Source organism: Nonomuraea sp. NPDC049421, from assembly GCF_040677005.1.
Classification (GTDB): Bacteria; Actinomycetota; Actinomycetes; order Streptosporangiales; family Streptosporangiaceae; genus Nonomuraea; species Nonomuraea salmonea.
The window spans coordinates 25031-46265 of record NZ_JBFAQA010000016.1 but is presented as its reverse complement, the minus strand read 5'-3'; the positions used below and the strand labels follow the sequence as shown (position 1 = coordinate 46265).

Genomic DNA, 21235 nt, shown 5'->3' with positions numbered 1-21235 from the left:
TCGGCTTCCTGGCGTTACCATCATGGGGTGACCGGTGTGACCTTCCCCGGCTTCCCCCCGATCCACGGAGTGCCGCATGGAGCGAACGGTTCTGGTGGCCATCACCGAACGTCCCGACGCCGACTCGGCGCTCGCCGAGCAGCTCCGCCGCGTCGGCGCCGCGATGGACGAGCTCGGACTCCACGTACGCTGGACCCACCGCGACCACGACGCTCTGGCGGTGATCGGATCGGACGCGTCGCTCACGGCGGTGCTGGCCTCGTGGGACGCGCCCGGCGCCGAACACCTGCTGGGCGCGGTCGCCAAACGGTTCCGCGGGTTGCCCGTCTTCCTGATGGCGCAGGAGCAGGAGCTTCCGCTGTGGGTCTACGAGGTCATCCACGGCTACGTCTACCCGCTGGAGGACACCCCGGGGTTCATCGCCGGGCGCATCGCCCACGCCGCCGACCAGTACGCCGAGAAGATCCTCCCGCCTTTCTTCGGTGCGCTCCGCCGCCTGGAGGACCATCATCACTACTCCTGGCACACCCCGGCGCACGCCGGGGGCGTGGCGTTCCTCAAATCGCCGGTGGGCCGGGCATTCTTCGACTTCTACGGCGAACGGCTGCTGCGCACCGACCTGTCCATCTCGGTCACCGAGCTGGGCTCGCCCCTCGACCACACCGGCCCCATCGGCGAAGCCGAGCGCAACGCCGCCCGCGTCTTCAGCGCCGACCGCACGTTCTTCGTGGTCAACGGCAACTCCACGGCCAACCGGATCGTCGGGCACCACGCCGTCGCCCGCGGCGACACCGTCCTCGTGGACCGCAACTGCCACAAGTCGGTCCAGCACGCGCTCGCCATCAGCGGCGCCCGCCCGGTCTACCTCGTGCCCGAGCGCAACGGGCTGGGGCTGGCCGGTCCGATCCCGCCCGCCGCGCTGGCGGCGGCCGCGATCAGGGCCCAGGTGGCCGCCCATCCCCTCGCCTCCGGCGACCCGACCTACGCGGTGATCACCAACTCGACGTACGACGGTGTGTGCTACGACGCGGTGCGGGCCGGCGAGCTGCTGGGCGCCAGTGTGCCTCGCCTGCACTTCGACGAGGCATGGTTCGCCTACGCCCGGTTCAACCCGCTCTACGCCGGCCGCTACGGCATGGCCGTCGACGAGCACACGCTGCCCGGTCCCGGCCGTCCCACCGTGTTCGCCACCCAGTCGACGCACAAACTGCTGGCGGCGCTGTCGCAGGCCGCGATGCTGCACGTCCGCTCCTCGGAGCGCGCGCCGGTCGACTACGACGCGCTCAACGAGACCTACCTCATGCACGCCTCCACGTCGCCGCTCTACCCGATGATCGCCTCGCTCGACGTCGCGGCGGCGATGATGGACGGCCCGTCGGGAGCGTTCCTCACCGGGGAAGCGATCACCGAGGCCGTCCGGTTCCGGCAGGCGATGACGCGCCTGGCCGCTCGCATCCGCGACGACGGCACGCGGCCCTGCTGGTTCTTCGGCGTGTGGCAGCCCCCCGTCGTCACCGATCCGCGCACCGGGGGCACCGTCCCGTTCGCCGACGCCGACCCGGCCCTGCTGTGCTCGGAGCCCCGATGCTGGACGCTGGAGCCGGGCGCCGGCTGGCACGGGTTCGACGGCATGTCCGAGGGCTACTGCCTGCTCGACCCGGTCAAGGTGACGATCACCTGTCCGGGTGCCGATGCCGCCACCGGCACCCTCGACTGGGGCATCCCGGCCCGCGTCGTGGCCGCCTACCTGCAACGGCGCGGCATCGTGGTGGAGAAGACCGGCGACCACACGTTGCTGGTGCTGTTCTCGATGGGGATCACCAAGGGCAAGTGGGGCACCCTCATCGACGCCCTCACCGACTTCAAGCACGCCTACGACGCCGGCCTCCCCCTGTCGGAGGTCCTGCCCGGCTTCGGCCCGCCCGCGATCTCACTGCGCGAGCTCTGCACCCTGGTCCACGACAAGCTGCGCGACTCCGAGGTCGGCAAGCTCCTCGACCAGGTCTTCACCTTCCTGCCCGAGCCCGTGACCACGCCGGCCGACTGCTACCAGGCCATGATCCGGGCGCGCACCGAACGCGTCCCGCTGAGCCGCCTGCCGGGCCGGGTCGCCGCGGCCACGGTGGTCGTCACCCCACCGGGCATCCCCATGCTGATGCCCGGCGAGGCGGCCGGTCCCGCCGACGGGCCGCTGCTGACCTACCTGCGCGTCCTGGAGGACTTCGACCGGACCTTCCCCGACCTGGCCACCGACATCCACGGCGCCCATCGCGACACCGACGGCCGCTACTGGATAGAGGTCCTCAAGCACTGATCACGCCCGCGGATCAGCTCACGCAGGGCCGGCTCACGCAGGGTCGGGCCGGGTCGGGCCGGGTCGGGCGGGGCCGGGTCGGGCGGGGCCGGGTCGGGCGGGTCAGATCAAGGTCGCGCCGTGAACGGGGCCGTGGGCGGCGACGGCGGTGTGGGCGGCGCCCGTCGTAGTCAGGCTGTGGGCGAGGTCGCGGGCGTGGGTGGCGTCGATGGCGAGGAACGCGCACGTCGGGCCCGAGCCGGAGACGATCGCGCCCAGGGCGCCGTGCTGGCGGCCGGACTCGAGCGTGGGGGCGAGTTCGGGGCGGAGGTTGAGCGCGGCGGGCTGAAGGTCGTTGCTCAGGTGGGTGCCGAGCGCGTACGCGTCGCCGGTGCCGAGCGCCTCCATGAGGGAGTCGTTGAGCGTCGGCCACGGCACCTCGGCGTCGGAGGCCGCCCGGAGCCGGTCGCACTCGGCGTACACGCTGGCCGTCGACAGACCCCCATTGGCCAGCGCGAACACCCAATGGAACGTGCCCCCGGTGGGCAGCTCGCTCAGCTGCTCACCGCGCCCGGTGCCGACCGCCGTGCCGCCGATCAGCGAGAACGGGACGTCGCTGCCGAGGTCACCGGCGATCTCCATGAGATCGTCCATGGGCAGCCCCAGACCCCACAGCTCGTTGCAGGCGACCAGCGCGCCCGCCGCGTCGGCGCTGCCGCCCGCCATGCCGCCCGCGACCGGGATGCTCTTGTGGATGACGAGTTCGGCGCCGTAGCTGCGACCGGCGTGCTTGGCGAGGGCGCGAGCGGCTCGGATGGCGAGGTTGCTGTCGTCGGTCGGCACCTGGTCGGACCACTTGCCGTTCACCTGAACGGTGATCCCCTCCGACTCCTTGGCCACCACCTCATCGAAGATCGACACGGCGTGGAAGACGTTGACCAAGTCGTGGTAGCCATCTTCCCTGAGCGGGCCGACAGAAAGCTGCACGTTGACCTTCGCGGGCACACGTACGGTCACCGAACTCATCGATCTTCTGCCACTCTCATTACTTGCCGGGGTCAAGGACACTCGATGTTATCGGGGCACGGAGCCCTGACATGCGGTTCTCGAAATATGACGCCGGCCTCTGCCGCCTCCTCACCACAGAGAGTCAAGTTGGTCACCATTTCCCCCGATCCCCCTGCTTGATGAGGTGCGCCCCCTTTCCGCCGCCCCTCCGGAAGGGTCGAAGCCTGCTCCCGCGCGCATGGCCGTCGCGCCGGACGAGCTGCACGCCCGGGGCACGAGGCGGAGGTTGGACAGGAGTCTCCACGCTTGCCAAGGTGAGTGCGTCGGGGTGATGACTGCCCAGGTGAGGAGTGGTGAACGTGGTGACGGTGGTGGAGGTCCCGCAGTGGCGGGGGTCGGGTGCACCCACGGCGGAACGCCTGAAGAAAGGGGCACGACTGCTCGCCGACATGGTGGGAGCCGGGCAACGGGTACGGGTGGCGGTGGAGGACGACCTCGTCACCACGGCAGCCCGGGTGCGTACGGCCCTTGAAGAGGCGTCCGAGGATTTCGTGGTCACCACCGGCGGAGACTGCGGGGTCGAGCTGGAGCCGGTGGCGGCGGCTCGCCGACGCTACGGGGACCGGCTGGTGGTCGTCTGGTTCGACGCCCACGGCGACCTGAACACCCCGGCCTCCTCGCCCTCCGGCGCCTACCACGGCATGGTCCTGCGCGCCCTCACCGGCGACGGCCCCGTGGGCCTGGTGGCCGGCGACCCATTGACGCCACGCCAGATCGTCCTGGCAGGGGTACGTGACTTGGACGCGGCAGAAGAGTCGTTCATCAAGACCGCCGGGATCCGCCACGCCCCCAGGCCGGACGCAACGGCCCTGATCGAGGCCATCGAGCTCTGCGGCACTGAACGCCCCCACGAAATTCCCTCCGGAACGGCACCACCCCATGAAGTTCCCTCCGGAACGGCACCACCCCACGAGGTTCCCTCTGAAACGGCACCACCCCACGACGCCGACCAGCCAACGCCACAGCGTCAGGCCACGACGGCACGCGACACACGCACCGGGACCACGGCATCGCGAAGGCTGACGGCAGGGGGCGGCGGCAGCGTTGTGTATGTGCACATCGACTTCGACGTGCTGGATCCGGAGATCTTCACGAGTGTGGGGTCGCCGGCGCCCGGTGGGTGGCGGCCCGAGGAACTCCTGTCGCTGGTGCGTGCGGTGGGCGAGCGGTTCGACGTCATGGGGCTCGGGCTCATGGAGTACGAGCCCGCTCGCAAGGAGGATCAAGAGCTGCTGTCCTCTCTGGTGACGGACCTGGTGGCGGCCTGCGGCCACGCGTGAGTCCTTAGAGCCGCCCGACCGCCTTGGGGGCACCCGACCGTCTCAAAGACACGCGACCGTCACGCGACCGTCTTGGAGGCACGCGACCGTCTTGGAGGCACCTGACCGTCTTGGAGATACCCCGACACCTGGGCGGGCGCGCCGACCTCGAAGCCGGCTGACGGCACTCCGTCGTCCAGACCGAAGCCGGATGGCGGCACCCGGCTGCCTTCCTCGAACCGAAGCTGGATGGCAGCGCGTGGTGGGCGAGTCGGGTCGGGGTAGGCCGTGAGCGCGTGGGGCTACGGGCGGTGGGTCAGCCTGGGCGGACGGCGCCTCTGAATGTCGCGCGGTAGTAGGGGATGTTGAGGAAGCGGGTCCTTCTGACCACGTCCCCGGTTTTCGGGGCGTGGATCATGAGGTCGCGGCCGAGGTAGAGGGCGACGTGGGTGGGGGCGCCGGTCCCGCCGCCGAAGAAGAGCAGGTCGCCGGTGCGGCGGGCGGCCAGCGGGATGCGGCGGCCTTGGCGGTATTGGGCTCCTGTGTAGTGGCTGAGGCGCACGCCGGCCCTGGACCAGGCGTAGAGGGTCAGGCCGCTGCAGTCGAAGCCCCGGGTTCTTGAGCCTCGGCCTATGCCCAAGGTGGGGCCTTTGGTGGAGCCTCCGCCCCAGGAGAAGGAGACGCCCAGCTGGGTCAGGGCCGCTGCGGCGGCGATTTGTCCTCTTGTCAGGGCCTTCTTCGTGGCCGCCGCTTGGGCGGGGGTGGTGGCCGTGGTCAGGAGGGCTGTGACGAAGGAGATGAGCAGGGCGGGATGGAGGGTGAGCCAGAGGAACACGGAGTGCTTGGTCATCGGTGCCTCCCAGGGAGAACGGGGGTGGGAGGCCAGGATGCGGGGCTGATCGGGGTCAAGATTGGCCCGAACGTGGTTCTGGGGACAGCGGGCGCGAGGAAGGCCGGCCTGTGGATTCGACCGTGGACCACAACGATCGGAGGGCGGGATCGGTCGTGGCTGTCGCGCCACTGGCAACACCGACCTCGTCACCAGCGAAGCCGCACGGCCGCGAACCCATCGGCTCGGCGGCGAACGACACCGACTCGACCGCCATTGCACCGGCGCGGGCGCTGGTGATGTTGGTTTCGGCCTCCAGTGGGGCGGGAGGCCGGCGCCCAGTGAGGCGAGAGGCCGGCGTCCAGTGGGTGGGTGGTCGGTGTCCAGTTGGGCGGGGGGTCCTGTTACCGAGGGAACTGCGGAGTGGGTTTCTGGCGGTGAGGGTGGCGGGGCGGGGAGATCGGGGGGTGGGGTTCCTTGGCGCTCGAAGACCGTCCAGTTGGGACCGGTTTGGCGGGGTTGGGGTGATATGACGTGCAAGCGGCATATCGGCGAATTCCAAGTGAACGGCAAGGCAGATCACCGATGCTGCTTGCGGAGCATAATGATCTTCTGCGGACAAAATGACCTGAAGGAGAACGACCTCGCGCGGCGAACGACCGCGCCTATCACGCGACGGTGAACCGCCCGCGCGACCCCGCGCGCCCAGCGACGACCTCGCCCGGGCCCGCGTGCCGCTCTTGAGGAGCGGCCCCAGCCGCCCACCCGGGCACGTTCGACCCTTGCTCGAAAGAAGGACACATGAACACGGATGCGACGGGCGCGAACCGCCCGCTCACTGGCCTGCCCGGCCGGCTCCACGAGGCCCTGGAAGCGCAGCGCCGGCGCACGCCCGATCGCGTCGCCGTCGTCGCGGGCACGAAGCGGCTCACCTACGCCGAGGTCGACCGCATGGCCAACGGGGTCGCCGACGCTCTGCAGGCGCAGGGCGTCGGGCGCGGCGACCTGGCGGGGATCTGCCTGGACCGCGACGAGTGGCTGGTGCCCGCACTGATCGGGGTGCTGAAGGCGGGGGCGGCGTACGTGCCGCTCGACCCGGCCTACCCGGCGGAGCGGTTACGTTTCATGGCCGAGGACTCCGGCGCGCAGGTGGTGGTCACCTCGGCGGCCAAGCGCGACACCGCCTCCCTGACCGGCGCCGCCACCGTGCTCGTCGACGCCACGACGCCCGCCGAGCACGGTCCCGAGGTGCCGGGCGAGCCGAGTGACGCCGCGTACGTCATCTACACCTCAGGCTCCACCGGCCGGCCCAAGGGCGTGGTCGTCGAGCACCGCAACACCCTGAACCTAATGCGCTGGGAGGCGTCCAACTACACGGCAGAGGAGTTGAGCGGCATGCTGGCCGGCTCCTCCATCTGCTTCGACGCCTCGATCACGCAGATCTTCACGCCGCTGTCCGCGGGCGGCACCGTGATCATGGCGGACAGCATCCTGGCGCTGCCGGCGCTGCCGGCCCGCGACGAGGTGCGCACGGTCTTCGGCGTCCCGTCCGCGCTGTCGGTGCTGCTTCGCGAGCCCCTGCCGGAGGGCGTGCGCATGGTGCTGTCGGGCGGCGAGCGGCTGACCGCCTCCCTGGTCGAGCGCGCGTTCGCGAACCCGGGTGTGCGCCGCGTGCTCAACATGTACGGCCCCACCGAGTGCACCACCGGCAGCACCATGTACGACGTGCGCCGCGGCCACGAGGGCGACCCGCCGCTGGGCGGCCCCATGGCGAACGCGCTGCTCAGCATCCGGGACGCCGACGGCAGGCCGGTCCCGGACGGAGAAGTGGGCGAGTTGTGGATCGGCGGCCCCGGCGTCACCCGCGGCTACCTGGGCCACGAGTCGCAGGCGTTCCGTACCGAGCCGGACGGCTCCCGCGTCTACCGCAGCGGCGACCTGGTCAGGTGGGTGGACGGCGAGCTGCGGTACGTGGGCCGCGCCGACGACCAGGTCAAGATCCGCGGCTACCGGGTGGAGCTGGGCGAGGTCGAGTCGGCGCTGGAACGTCACCCCGCCGTGCGCCGCGCGGTCGTGCTCGCGCACACGGACGACGACGGCATCGCCTACCTCGTCGGGCACGTGGAGGCCCCCGGCACCACCGAGCCCGAGCTGCGCGACTGGCTGCGTGACCGTCTGCCCGACCACCTGGTACCGGCCAGGATCGGCGTGGCCGAGGAACTCCCGATCGCCCCCATGGGCAAGGTGGACCGGGCGGCCCTGCCCAAGCTGCGCCCCGCACGTACGGGGAGCGAGGCGCCTGTCGCGCCGCGCACGGACGATGAGCGCCTGGTGGCCGAGGTGATCGCGGACGTGCTGGGCCTGCCCGAGGTGGGCGTGCACGACCGGTTCGCCGACCTGGGCGGGCATTCGCTGGCCGCCGCCCGGGTGGTGATCGAGCTGTCGCGGCGGCTCGGGCACACCGTGCCGCTGGCCTCGTTCCTGATCGAGCCGACCGCGGCGGGGCTGGCGGCGCGCCTGCGCGAGCCGGGATCGGCGCCGCTGCGGCGGACCGGCGCGACTCGGCACCCGCTCACCGCCGCGCAGCGCGAGTTCTGGACGCTGCGCCAGCTCCACCCGCACAGCCCCGTGACCACCGTGTCGGTACGGCTGCGCGTGCGCGGTCTCGGCGGGAGCGCGCCGCTGCGCTCGGCGCTCGACGCGGTGCTGTGCCGGCACGAGGCCCTGCGCAGCACGGTCGCCGTCGGCGAGGACGGCGTCCCGTACGCGGTCGTGCACCCGCCCGTCCCCGTCCCCCTGGTCGAGCACCCGGCGGGCGCTGACCCGGTGAAGGTGGCGCGGACGGCGGCCGAGCACGTGTTCGACGTGACGAGCGAGGTGCCGCTGCTGCGTGCGAGCCTCTGCCCCGCGGGGGACGACGTGGCCGAGCTGGTGCTCGTGACGGACCACCTTGCCTTCGACGGCGGTTCGGTGGGCGTGCTGATGGAGGAGCTGGCCGCCGAGCTGGCGGGCGAGCACGTTCCCGAGCCCGTGGTGCAGCTCGGCGACGTGGCGGTACGCGAGCAGGAGGACCGGCCTGACCTTGAGCGGCTGCGGGAGTTCTGGCGGGACGAAATGGCGGGCGCGCCGGTGGCGGGGCCGCCGCCCGCCGACCTGACGACGGGCCGGGTGATCAGGGCGCTGCCCGAGGAGTTCACGGACGGCGTGGCGGCGCTGGCGCGGGCGTGCGGCACGACCCCGTACGCCGTGTACCTCGCCGCGCTCGCCCTGGCCGCCGGAGAGCCCGACACGCTGGTCGGCATGGTCGCGGCGCGACGCGCCGAGCCGGAGCTGGCCAGGATCGTCGGGCCGCTCATCGACACCGTTCCTGTACGGCTGCGGCCGGACGCCGCGCCGACCTTCCGCGACCTGGTCAGGCAGGCCGGGGAGGCCGCGACGCGGGCGCTGGTGCACCAGGAGATCCCGCCCGCCGAGCTGCCCCGCTCCCCCGTGCTCCTGGCCATGCAGCACGCCGAGGTGCCGGTGCGGGCCGGCTGTCTCGACCTGCTGACCGAGGTGGGCTCGGGCGCGGCGGTGCACGAGTTCAGCGTCCTCGTCAACCGTACGGTGGAGGGCTCCGAGCTGCACCTGGAGTACGCGGTCGCGCTGCTCTGCAGGGAGACGGCCGAGGCGTACCTCGATCGGCTGCTGTATCTGCTGCGGCGGGCCGTGGCCGAGCCCGACGTGGGGGTCGCCGCGTTCGAACGGGTCACCCCGGACGAGCGCGCCGCACTGCTGGCCCGCGCGGCCGGGCCGCGGCTGCCCGGCGACGTGCCGCCGGTGCCGGCGGCGCTCGCCGCGCACACGACGGGGACGGCGGTGGTCGGTCCTGACGGCGCGGCCCTGAGCCACGCCGAGCTGAACGACCGCGCCGACCGGATCGCGGCCGGGCTGCTCGCGCACGGGGTGTCGCGGGGGGACGTGGTCGGCGTCCGCGTGCCGCGTGACCTGATGGTGCCCGCCGTGCTGCTCGGCGTGTGGCGGGCGGGGGCCGCCTACCTGCCGCTTGACCTGGACCACCCGGACGAGCGCCTGCGCCTGCTGGCCGCGGACGCGGGCGCCCGCGTGGTGCTCACCCGCGGCGGTACGCCCTCGGAAGCGCCGTCCGAAGCGCCGTCCGAAGCGCCATCTGAAGCGCCATCTGAAGCGCCATCTGAAGCGCCGGTGATGCTCGATGCGGATCGGCTTGCGGCGGGTCCCCGCGCGGAGCTGCCGGAGGTCCGTGCCGAGGATCTGGCGTACCTCACCTACACCTCCGGCTCCACCGGCGCCCCCAAGGGCGTCGAGGTCACGCACGGCGGCCTGGCCGCACTCGTGGCCGGCATGATCCAAACGCTCCGGCTCGGCCCGGCCGACGTGCAGCCCGCGGTCTCCCCGCTGAGCTTCGACGCCTTCGCCTCCGAGCTGTGGAGCGTCCTGACCGCCGGCGGCACGTCCGTGATGGTGGACAGGACCACGGCCGAGGACGGGCACGCGCTGGCGGAGCTGATCACCACCAGCGGGGCCACGGTGGTCGACCTGGTGCCGACGTCGTACCGGATGCTGCTGGCGGCCGGCTGGACGGGCGGCCCCGGGCTGCGCGCCGTCGCCGGCGGTGAGGCGCTGGACCCGGCGCTGGCCGAGCAGATCCTGCTGCGCGTCGGCGAGCTGTGGAACGCGTACGGCCCCACCGAGACCACCGTCACCTCGACGCTGCACCGGGTGCGCCCGCACGAGGGCGACCGGGTGCCGATCGGCTCGCCGATGCCGGGCGAGCGGGCGTACGTGGTGGACGCGCACCTGCGGCTGGTGCCGCCGGGCGCGGTCGGCGAGCTGCTGCTGGGCGGGGCGGGCGTGGCGCGCGGCTATCGGGGCCGACCGGACCTGACCGAGGCCACCTTCGTGGCGGACCCGTTCACGCCGGGCGGCCGCTGCTACCGTACGGGCGACCTGGCGCGCTGGCGGCAGGACGGGACGCTGGAGTTCCACGGCCGCCGCGACCACCAGGTGAAGGTCCGCGGCTACCGGATCGAGCTGGGCGAGATCGAGGCCGTGCTGCGCGAGGTCACCGAGGCCGCGGTGACCGTGGCGGGCACGGAGACGGGCACGGAGACGGGCACGGAGGCGCACGCCCACCTGGTCGGCTACGTCACGCCGGAGACGGCGGACCTCGCCGCGATCGAGCGGCACGCCCGTTCCAAGCTGCCCGGTCACATGGTGCCGCGCCGCTGGGTCGCGCTGCCGGCCCTGCCCACGCTGTCCAGCGGCAAGGTGGACCGCGCCGCGCTGCCCGAGCCTGACACCGGCCCCGGCCCGGCGCGGGTCGCGCCGGCCACCGACGCCGAGCTGCTGGTGGCCGCCGTCTGGGCCGAGGTGCTCGAACGGCCCGAGGTCTGGGCCGGCGACGACTTCTTCGCCCTCGGCGGCGCCTCGTTCGCCGCGACCAGGGTGGCCGCGCGCCTGCGCGAGATGTTGCAGGTCGCTGTGCCGGTGCGGTTGTTGTTCGACCGCCCGGTGCTCGCCGACTTCGCCGCCGCGCTTGAGGAGCTGCTGGCCGCCGAGCTGATGGAGGGGAACGAGGGATGACCGAGGTACGTGAGGACCGGATCGCCGGCCTGGTCCGGTCCAGGCTCGCGGCCGCGCTGAAGCAGGCGGAGAAGGCCCCCGGCATCCCGGCGACGTCGGCCACCGACATGCCGCTGTCGCCCGCGCAGGAGCGGCTGTGGTTCCTGGCCCAGCTGGAGCCGGACACGCCGGCGTACAACGTGCCGCTGACGCTGCGGCTGCGCGGCCCGGTGGACGTCGACGCCCTCACCGGCGCGGTGGCGGACCTGGCCGAGCGGCACTGGATCCTGCGCGGCGTGATCGAGGACGGCCTGGTACGCCCCGTCGGCGACGTGCACGTGCCCGTCGTGGACCCGGCCGACCTGGAGCGCGAGCTCGATGAGCACGCCTGGCGGCCCTTCCGGCTGGACGCCGAGCCGCCCCTGCGCGCCACGGTGTTCCGGGCCGCCGACGACGAGTGCGTGCTGGCGCTCACCCTGCACCACATCGCCACCGACGCCTGGTCGGAGCGCGTGCTGCTGGACGACCTCGCCCGCCTGTACGCCGCCCGCCTAGGTCTGGAGCCGCCTCCCGCTCCCCCCGCCCTGCAGTACGCGGACGTGGCCGCGTGGGAGGCCGACCGGCCCGACACCGACCTCGACTGGTGGGCCGGGCACCTGGCGGGCCTGCCGCCGGTGCTCGACCTGCCGCTCGCCCGCCCGCGCCCGCCCGTCCCCGGGTGGGAGGGCGCGGCGGTGCCGGTCGAGGTGCCTGAGCCGCTGGCGGCGAAGGTGCGCGCGGTGGCGGGGACGTCGCCTTTCATGGTGTTCCTGGCCGGTCTGCAGGCGTTGCTGAGCCGCCTGTCCGGGGTGGACGACATCGCCGTGGGCGTGCCGCACGCGGGACGTCACCACCCCGACGCCGAGCGGGTCGTCGGCTGCTTCGTCAACACGCTGGTGGTGCGCGGCGACACCTCGGGCGATCCGACCGGCGCCGAGCTGCTGGCACGCGCGCGTACGGCGGCGCTGGACGCGTACGCGCACGCCGGCACCCCGTTCGAGCGGGTCGTGGAGCGGCTGCAGCCGGACCGGAACCTGGCGGTCACGCCGCTGTTCCAGGTGATGCTGAACGTCTATGAGACCGGCGCGCCGGTGTCGCTGCCCGGGCTGGAGGTCGAGGCAGGGACGACGGCCGCGCCGACCGCCAAGTTCGACCTCAACCTGGAGCTCGGCGACGACGGCACCGGCTTCTCGGGCGAGTTACGGTACCGGACCGACCTGTTCGACGAGGCGACCGTGCGGCGCCTCGTCGCCTGGTACCTGGAGTTGCTCGACGGCCTGCTCACCGACCCCGGCGCGCCGGTGCGGCTGCCGGCCGGCGACGACCTGCGCGGCCCCGCCACGGACCTGCCCGTGGACGTGCCGCTGCACGCGCTGGTCGAGCGGGTGGCCGACGCCCGGCCCGACGCGGTCGCGGTCGGCTCGCTCAGCGCGGTCGGCTCGCTCAGCTACGCGGAGCTGGACCGCCGCGCCAACCAGGTGGCCCATTGGCTGCTGGCGCGCGGGGTGCGCCCGGACGAGCCGGTCGGAGTGCTGCTGGAGCGGCGGCCCGAGCTGGTGGTCGCCATGCTCGGCGTGCTCAAGGCGGGCGCCGCCTACCTGCCGCTCGACCCGGTCTATCCGGAGCGGCGCAACGAGGCGGTGGTGGCCGACGCCGGGGCGCGGATCGTGCTCACGGGCGCCGAGCTCGCCGCCGCGGCGGGCGCGTCCTGCGAACGTCCCGACGTGGCCGTACGGCCTGAGCACCTGGCGTACGTGATCTACACCTCGGGCTCGACCGGGCGGCCGAAGGGGGTCGCGGTCGAGCACCGGCACATCACGCACTACCTCGGCGCGGTGGCCGAGGCGCTCCCCGAGGGGCTGACCTCGTTCGCGCTGGTGTCCACCGCCGCCGCCGACCTCGGCATGACGAACGTGTGGTGCGCGCTGACCACGGGCGCCACCCTCCACCTGATCGACCACGAGACGGCCACCGATCCGGGCGCGTTCGCCGCCCGCCTGGCGGCGCACCCGGTGGACGCGATCAAGATGGTGCCCAGCCAGCTCGAACTCCTCGGCACCGCCGCGCTGCCGCGGAAGCTGCTGATCCTGGCCGGTGAGGCGGTGCCGGCGGACCTGGTGGCGCGGGTCCGCGAGGCGCGGCCCGGCCTGGAGGTGCAGATCCACTACGGCCCCACCGAGACCACGGTGTCGGTGCTGGCCTGCGACGCGAGCGAGAGCACCCCCGGGCGGGCGCCGCTGGGCCGGCCGTTGCCCGACGTCGTGTGCCGGGTCGCCGACCCGTCGGGGCGGGCGCTGCCGGCCGGCGTGCCGGGCGAGCTGTGGATCGGCGGGCCCAGCGTGGCGCGCGGCTACCTGGGCCGCCCCGACCTCACCGCGGAGCGCTTCACCGATGGCTGGTACCGCACCGGCGACCGCGTCAGGGTGACGGGTGACGGGCTGGTCGAGTTCCTCGGCCGGATCGACGACCAGGTGAAGGTCCGCGGCTTCCGCGTCGAGCTGGGCGAGGTCGCCGCCGCGCTGCGTGCCCTGCCGCAGGTCGCCGAGGCGTACGTGCAGCCGGTCGGCGTCGGCCTGGAGCGCCGGCTGGCCGCCTGGGTGACGCCGGCGACGGTGAACGTGGCCGAGGTGCGGGCGGCGCTGCGCGAGCGGCTGCCCGACTACATGGTGCCGGCCGCGATCGGCGTGCTGGAGTCCCTGCCGCTCACCCCGAACGGCAAGGTGGACCGGGCCGCGCTGCGCGAGCCCGAGGCGGGGCCCGCGGTGCGGGTGCCGCTGGGCACGCCCGCCGAACGCCTGGTGGGCGAGGTCTGGACCGACGTGCTCGGGCTCGCCGAGGTGTGGGCGGACGACGACTTCTTCGCGCTCGGCGGGCACTCGTTCGCGGCGACCCGGGTGGCCGGGCGGCTGCGGGAGCGGCTGGGCGCGGCGGTGCCGGTGCGGCTGCTGTTCGAGCACCCGGTGCTGGCCGACCTGGCCGCCGCGCTGCCCCGCCCGGCCGGCGCCGGGCGGGTGCGGCGGGCGCCGGTGGACGGGCCGATGAATGGGCCGGTGCCGCTGTCCGGGGTGCAGGCCAGGCTGTGGTTCCTGGCGCAGCTCGAACCGGACAGCAGCGCGTACAACGTCCCGGTGGCGCTGCGGCTGCGCGGCACGCTGCGGGCGGAGGCGCTGCTGGGCGCGGTACGCGACCTCGCCGAGCGGCACCAGGTGCTGCGCAGCGTGGTGGACGCCTCCGGGGATGAGCCCGTGATGGTGGTAGGTGACGCCGGCGAGGTGCCCGTGTCCACCGCCCGCGTGGCCCGGCCGGAGGTCGAGGACGTGCTGGCCACGCACCTCGCGACCCCGTTCGCGCTGGACCGCGAGCCACCGATGCGCGCGGTGCTCCTGGAGGTGGACGCCGGGACCGGAGCCGATGCGGGAGATGACGGCGAGCATGTGCTGTCGCTCACCTTCCACCACATCGCCACCGACGCGTGGACGCGCGGGCTGCTGCTCGACGAGCTGTCCGGCCTGTACGCCGCCCGCCTCGGCCTGCGCCCCCCGCTGGACCCGCCGCCCGCGCAGTACGCCGAGGTGTCGCCGGTCCCCGACCCGGCAGACCTGGACTGGTGGGCCGGGCACCTGGACGGCCTGCCGCCGGTGCTCGACCTGCCCACCGACCACCCGCGCCCCGCCGTCCCCGACCCCGGCGGTGCCGCGCTGGACCTGGAGCTGCCGGCCGCGCTGAGCGAGCGGGTCAGGGCGGTGGCCACCGCCTACCGGTCCACGCCGTTCATCGTGCTGCTGGCCGGGCTGCAGGCGCTGCTGGCGAGGCTGTCGGCGAGCGCGGACATCGCGGTCGGCGTGCCGGTCTCCGGCCGCGACCATCCGGACACCGAAGGCGTGGTGGGCTGCTTCCTCAACACCGTCGTCGTACGGACCGACGTGGGCGGCGACCCGACAGGCCGCGACCTGCTGGCCCGCGCACGGGAGTCCGCGCTGGGCGCGCTCGCACACGCGGGCACGCCGTTCGACCGGGTGGTGGACCGGCTGCAGCCGGAGCGTAACCTGGCGGCCACGCCGCTGTTCCAGGTGATGCTCAACTACATCTCCGGCGTGGCCCGGCCCGAGCTGCCCGGCCTGGAGTCGTCCGAGATCCAGCTTCCGGAGCTGACCACCAAGTTCGACCTGAGCTGGCACGTCGTGGACGAGGGTCCTGGCGCGCCGCTGCGGGGCGGGCTCGCGTACCGGACGGACCTGTTCGAGCCTGGTACGGCGGACAAGCTGACCCGCTGGTACGTCTCCCTGCTCGACGGGCTGCTCGCCGACCTGGACGCGCCGGTGGGCGCGGTGCCGCTGGAGCCGGTGACCGGGCCCGTCGTGGACGGCGGGCCGCCGCCCGAGCCGCCCGCCGGGGCGGTGCACCACCTGATCGAGCGCTGGGTGGACGAGACCCCCGGCGCCCCCGCGGTGGTGGGCGGCGACCGCGCCCTGACGTACGGGGAGCTGGAGTCGGCCGCGAACCGGATCGCGCACTGGCTCCTGGACGCCGGGGTACGCGCGGACGAGCCGGTCGGCGTGCTGCTGGAGCCGGGGGCCGACCTGGCGTGCGCGTTGTTCGGCATCCAGAAGTCGGGCGGCGGCTACCTGCCGATGGACCCGGCGTACCCGGCGGCGCGGATCGCCGCGATGCTGGAGGCCGCCGGGGTGCGGGCCGTGGTGACGGTGAGCGAGTTCGCGCCGCTGATCGGGGACGGCAGGCGGGTGCTGGCGCTCGACCGGCCGCCGTCCCTGCCCGACACCCGCCCCGAGGTGGACGTACGGCCCGAGCACCTGCACCACGTGATCTTCACGTCGGGGTCGACGGGCACGCCCAAGGCGGTGGCCGCCGAGCACGGCGGCGTGCTCAACTACCTGGGCGGCATGCTGCCGCGCATCGGCGTGCCGGGCGGGTCGTTCGCGGTGGTCTCGACGCCCGCCGCCGACTTCGGCCTGACCTGCGTGTTCGGCGCGCTGACCACGGGCGGGACGGTGCACCTGGTGCCGCGCGAGACCGCGATGGACCCGGCCGCGTTCGCCGGCTACCTGGCCGAGCACCGGGTGGACGTCGTCAAGTGCGTGCCGAGCCACCTGGAGCTGCTCGCCTCGGGCGGCGACCTGGCCGCCGTGCTGCCGCGCGAGCTGCTGATCCTGGCGGGCGAGGCGTGCCCGTGGGACCTGGTGGAGCGCGCCAGGGCGGCCCGGCCAGGGCTGCGGCTCCAGAGCCACTACGGTCACACCGAGTCCACGATGATCTGCCTGGTGTGCGACACCGAGGAGATCCCGGCCGACCGGCGGACCGGCATCGTGCCGCTGGGCCGTCCGCTGCCCGGCGTGTACGGCCACCTGGTGGACGCGGCGCTGCGCCCCGTGCCGCCCGGCGTGCCCGGTGAGCTGGTGGTCGGCGGCCCCGGCGTCACCCGCGGCTACATCGGCCGGCCCGAGCTGACCGCGCAACGGTTCGTCCCCGACCCGCTGACCGGGGACGGACGCTGCTACCGCAGCGGCGACCTGCTGCGCGTCACCTCCGACGGGCAGATCGAGTTCCGCGGCCGGGTGGACGACCAGGTCAAGGTCCGCGGCTACCGCGTGGAGCTGGGCGAGGTCACCACCGCGCTGCGGGCGCTGCCCCAGGTCGCCGAGGCCGTGGTGCTGCCCGTCGGCGAGGGCAAGGCCAGGCAGCTCGCCGCGTGGGTGACGCCCGCTACCGTGGAGGCCGCGGCCGTACGCTCGGCGCTGCGCGAACGGCTGCCCGACTACATGGTGCCGGCGCACGTCGTGGCGCTCGACCGGCTGCCGCTCAACCCGAACGGGAAGATCGACAGGGCCGCGCTGCCCGAGCCGGTGGCCGAGCAGGCCGCGTACGCGCCGCCGTCCACGCCGAACGAGGAGCTGGTCGCCGGGGTCTTCGCCCAGGTGCTCGACGTGGAGCGCGTGGGGGCGGGCGACGACTTCTTCGCCCTCGGCGGCGACTCGTTCGCCGCGGTCCGCGCGGTCACCCAGATCGGCCGCGGGCTGCGGGTGATCGACCTGTTCACCCGGCCCACGGTGACCGATCTGGCCGCGTTCCTCGGCCGTGAGGACGGCGCCGAGGAGCGGGGCGGGCTGCTGCATCGCCTGGGCGGCGGGCGGACCAGCGAGTTCACGCTGGTGTGCGTGCCGTACGGCGGTGGTTCCGCGGTGGTCTACCAGCCGCTGGCCAAGGCGCTGGGCGACCGGGTCGAGGTGCTCTCCGCCGAGCTGCCCGGCCACGACCCCGCCCGCCCCAACGAGCCGCCGCTGCCGCTGGAGGAGCTGGTGGACGTCCTGGCCGCCGAGGTGGCGGCGAGCGCGTCGGGGCCGGTCGCGATCTACGGCCACTGCGTCGGCTCGGCGGCCGCCGTCGCGCTCGCGCGCCGGCTGGAGGCGGACGGCGTGCCCGTGCTGGGCGTCATCGCCGCCGCGAGCTTCCCCGCCGCACGGCTGCCCGGGGCGATCAAGCGGCTGTTCGGCGGCGACCGCTTCGTGTCGGACCGGATGTTCCGCGACGCGCTGCGCGCCTCTGGCGGGCTGCTCGACGACATGGACGAGGACGCCAAGCGCACCGCCGTACGCGCGATGCGACACGACGCCGACCAGGCGCAGGAGTGGTTCACCCGGGAGCTGGCCGGTGAGGGTGCGCCGCTGCGCGCCCCGATACTCAGCCTGGTCGGTGAGCGCGACCGCGCCACCGAGCTGCACGAGGAGCGCTACGCCGAGTGGGCCGCCTTCTCACCCCGGGTGGAGCGGGCCGTGCTCCCCAGGGCCGGCCACTACTTCCTGCGCCACCAGGCCGAGCCGCTGGCCGCCCTGGTGCTGGAGCGCCTGACGCGCTGGTCGGCGGGCGCACTGCCCGATCCGGTACGCCCGCCGGAACGCACCAGGCTGTGGCCCTTCTACACGGTCGCGGCCGGGCAGATCGTCTCGGGTCTCGGCACGGCGCTCAGCTCGTTCGCGCTCGGCGTGTGGGCCTACCAGCTCAGCGGCGAGATCCTGGACCTGGCGCTGGTCACGATGCTGGCGCAGATCCCGGCCGTGCTGCTCACCCCGCTGGGCGGCGCGCTGGCCGACCGGGTCGACCGCCGTAAGATCATGCTGGCCTGCGACGCGCTGTCCGGGCTCGCCATGGTGGCGCTGGTGCTGCTGCTGATGACCGGCGAGCTGCAGTTCTGGAACGTCTGCGCCATCGTGGGCGTGACGTCGGTCGTGACGGCGTTCCAGCAGCCCGCGTGGCTGGCGGCGGTGGCGCAGCTGGTGCCCAAGCCGTACCTGCCGCAGGCCAACGCGCTGGCGAACGTGGGCTTCGGCATCGGCAACGTGGTCGCGCCGCTCGCGGGCGGCGCACTGATCGGCCTGTTCGGGCTGTCGGCCGTGGTGGCCGTGGACGTCGCCACGTTCGTGGTCGGCGTGGTGACGCTGCTGCTGGTGCGCTTCCCCGACCGGCTGTTCCACCGGCGCGAGGAGACGTTCACGGCGGCCCTCACCGGCGGCTGGCGGTTCCTGCGCAGGCGGCGACCCCTGCTGGTGATGGCGCTCTACTTCGCGGTGGTGAACTTCTGCACCGCCCTCATGTGGGTGCTCGTCACCCCGGTCGTGCTGTCCATCGGCGACTCCGCCGACCTGGGCGTGGTGACCGCCGTCGGCGGTGTCGGCGCGGCCCTGGGCACCGGCGTGGTGCTGGTGTGGGGCGGCACCAGGCGGCGGGCCACCGGCATGATCGGCTTCGTCGCCGGGTCGGGGATCGGCGTCGTGCTCATGGGCGTGTGGCCGGTCGTGTGGCTGGTCGCGGCCGGGCTGTTCATCCGGCTGGCGTGCATGAGCATCGGCAACGCGCACTGGCTGTCGATCATCCAGGTCAAGGTGGGCCCCGAGCTGCAGGGACGGGTGCTCGCGGTGAACATCATGATCGCCACGGCCATGCAGCCGATCGGCTTCCTCGCCGCCGACCCGCTCGCGGAGTGGGCCGGGCGGTTCACCGACGGGCCCGGCGGAGGCGCGGGAGCGGTGCTGCTGGCCAGCGGCGTGTTCCTGGTGGCGTGGGGCCTGCTCGGGCTGCGCTACCGGCCGCTGCACCACCTGGAGGACGTCGTCCCCGACGCCGCGCCGCCGTCCGAGGCCGCGGCCGACCTGGACGCCATCCAGGAGAGGGTGCTGAGCGCGTGAGCGTGGAAGACGTGCTGCGCACGACGCTGGTCACCGCCGCCGACGTCCGGGCGGCGGCGGCCCGCATCGCGCCGTACGTGCGGCGCACGCCCCTGCTGCGGCTGCCCAGCGAGCGGCTCTGGGTCAAGCCGGAGAACCGGCAGCCGACCCGCTCGTTCAAGGTGCGCGGCGCGGTCAACGCCGTCGTCCTGCTGGCCCGGCGGGGCGTACGGCACGTGATCGCGCAGTCGTCGGGCAACCACGCCCAGGCCATCGCGTACGCGGCGGCCGAGCAGGGGCTGCGGGCGACCGTCGTGCTGCCGGACACCGCTCCCGAGCTGAAGGTGAGCGCGGCGCGCCGGCTCGGCGCCGAGGTGGTGATCGTGCCGCCCGCCCTGCGGGGGGAGGCCTGCCTGGCGCTGGCCGATCGGTTCGGCGCGACGGTGATCGGCTCCGACGGGTTCGACGTCATCGCCGGGCACGGCAGCGCGGGGGCCGAGATCGTCCCCGACCTGCCGGACGCGGGGTCCGTCCTGGTGCCCGTCTGCAACGGCGGGCTGCTCGCCGGGATCGCGGTGGCGGTCAAGGCCGCCGGCCCGGCGATCCGGGTGATCGGCGTCGAGCCCGAGCTGGCCGCCGACGGGGCGGCCAGCTTCCGGTCGGGTACGCGGACGGCGTGGCCGGTGGAGCTGACCTACCGCACGCGGGCCGACGGGCTGCGCGCTCCCGTGCTGGGGGCGCTGGCCTGGGAGCACATCCACCGGTACGTGGACGACATGGTGACCGTGACCGAGGACGCCATCGACGCCGCCGCCCGCCTGCTCCATCGGGAGCTGGGGGAACGCGCCGAGCCCAGCGGCGCGGTCGCCACGGCCGGCTACCTCGCCCATCAGCCGCACCTGCCGCCCGGACCGGTCGTCGCGGTCCTGTCGGGCGGCAACGTCGCGACCGGCGCGGACCTCTCGGGCGGCGCCGTCGCGGCGGGCATGGACCTCTCGGGCGGCGCCGTCGCGGCGGGCGTGGAGCCGCTGACGGGGCCCGAGGTCGTCGAGCGGGGTTAAGGGCGGTGTTCGGCTATGCGCGCGAAGGCGTGGACGTCCAGCTGCTCGCCGCGGGCTGAGGGGTCCACGCCGGCGGCGCGGAGGGTGCGTTCGGCGTCGGCCGGGCTGCCGGCCCAGGTCGCCAGGGCGGCGCGGAGGGTCTTGCGGCGCTGGGCGAAGGCGGCGTCCACGACCTCGAAGACCTCTTCGCGGGTGGCCGTGGTGGGCGGCGGGTCGCGGCGGACCAGGGACACCAGCCCTGAGTCGACGTTGGGGACGGGCCAGAAGACGGTGCGGCCGACCGGCCCGGCCCTGCGGACGTCGGCGTACCAGGCGGCCTTGACCGACGGCACGCCGTACACCTTGGAGCCGGGGCCGGCCGCGAGGCGGTCGGCCACCTCCGACTGGACCATGACCAGCCCCTTGCGCAGGGACGGCAGCACCTCCAGCAGGTGCAGCACCACGGGGACGGCCACGTTGTACGGCAGGTTCGCCACGAGCGCCGTGGGCTGGTGGCCGGCCAGGTCGTCGGGTGTGACCTTCATCGCGTCGGCGTTGACCACCGTCAGGTCGCCGGCGGGGGCGCGGTCGGCGACCGTGAGCGGGAGCTGGCCGGCGAGCACCGGGTCGATCTCGACGGCGACCACGTGAGCGGCCGACGGCAGCAGCGCGAGGGTGAGCGAGCCGAGGCCGGGCCCGACCTCTATGACCACGTCGTCAGGGGAGAGATCGGCGACGCGGACGATGCGCCGGACCGTTCCGGCGTCGATCACGAAGTTCTGCCCGAGCTTTTTTGTCGGACGAAGATCTAGCTTGTCCGCCAAAATACGTATTTCTGCAGGGCCCAACAGCCTCATCATCCAACCAGTCTCCCGCATCGAAGAACGTGTGATGGCGTACGGGGAGATCAAAGGAGAGGATGGCGTGGAACAGGAAGGAACGTCCCT

Annotated in this window: 8 protein-coding genes; 5 read left to right on the top strand and 3 right to left on the bottom strand. The window is 73.8% G+C overall.

Features of this window, described 5'->3' with window-relative positions; genetic code table 11:
- Positions 1–76 precede the first annotated feature (76 nt).
- Complete coding sequence (locus AB0K18_RS26185) at positions 77–2314, top strand: Orn/Lys/Arg decarboxylase N-terminal domain-containing protein (RefSeq protein WP_364918904.1); 2238 nt, start codon at positions 77–79, stop codon at positions 2312–2314.
- A gap of 102 nt (positions 2315–2416) precedes the next feature.
- Here the strand turns inward: AB0K18_RS26185 and AB0K18_RS26180 are convergent, their stop codons facing one another.
- Positions 2417–3319 carry a 4-(cytidine 5'-diphospho)-2-C-methyl-D-erythritol kinase gene (locus tag AB0K18_RS26180; protein ID WP_364918901.1) on the bottom strand — a complete coding sequence of 301 codons (903 nt, stop codon included), beginning with the start codon at positions 3317–3319 and terminating at the stop codon, positions 2417–2419.
- Positions 3320–3654: 335 nt separating this feature from the next.
- Here AB0K18_RS26180 and AB0K18_RS26175 point away from each other — a divergent pair, with 335 nt between their 5' ends.
- Complete coding sequence (locus tag AB0K18_RS26175; RefSeq protein ID WP_364918898.1) at positions 3655–4641, top strand: arginase family protein; 987 nt, start codon at positions 3655–3657, stop codon at positions 4639–4641.
- A 295-nt stretch (positions 4642–4936) separates the two neighbouring features.
- On the opposite strand, the gene AB0K18_RS26170 is transcribed toward AB0K18_RS26175, so the two are convergent.
- The gene (locus tag AB0K18_RS26170; protein WP_364918895.1) at positions 4937–5470 is read right to left on the bottom strand and encodes an NlpC/P60 family protein; all 534 of its coding nucleotides are present in this window, start codon (positions 5468–5470) and stop codon (positions 4937–4939) included.
- 780 nt (positions 5471–6250) lie between these two features.
- Here AB0K18_RS26170 and AB0K18_RS26165 point away from each other — a divergent pair.
- The 3 genes from AB0K18_RS26165 to AB0K18_RS26155 are packed head-to-tail and all read left to right on the top strand — an operon-like array spanning position 6251 to position 20309.
- Positions 6251–11053: an amino acid adenylation domain-containing protein gene (locus tag AB0K18_RS26165; protein ID WP_364918893.1), complete on the top strand. Its 4803-nt coding sequence runs from the start codon at positions 6251–6253 to the stop codon at positions 11051–11053.
- Positions 11050–19269: an amino acid adenylation domain-containing protein gene (locus tag AB0K18_RS26160; RefSeq protein WP_364918890.1), complete on the top strand. Its 8220-nt coding sequence runs from the start codon at positions 11050–11052 to the stop codon at positions 19267–19269. Before AB0K18_RS26165 ends, AB0K18_RS26160 begins: the two co-directional genes overlap by 4 nt.
- A complete protein-coding gene (locus AB0K18_RS26155) occupies positions 19266–20309 on the top strand; it encodes a pyridoxal-phosphate dependent enzyme (protein WP_364918887.1) in 1044 nt (347 codons plus the stop codon). The genes AB0K18_RS26160 and AB0K18_RS26155 overlap by 4 nt, the downstream gene beginning before the upstream one ends.
- On the opposite strand, the gene rsmA is transcribed toward AB0K18_RS26155, so the two are convergent.
- Entirely contained in the window at positions 20306–21166 is an 861-nt protein-coding gene (rsmA, locus tag AB0K18_RS26150) for a 16S rRNA (adenine(1518)-N(6)/adenine(1519)-N(6))-dimethyltransferase RsmA (protein ID WP_364918884.1), read from the bottom strand. The genes AB0K18_RS26155 and rsmA overlap by 4 nt on opposite strands.
- Between the last annotated feature and the right edge of the window lie 69 nt (positions 21167–21235).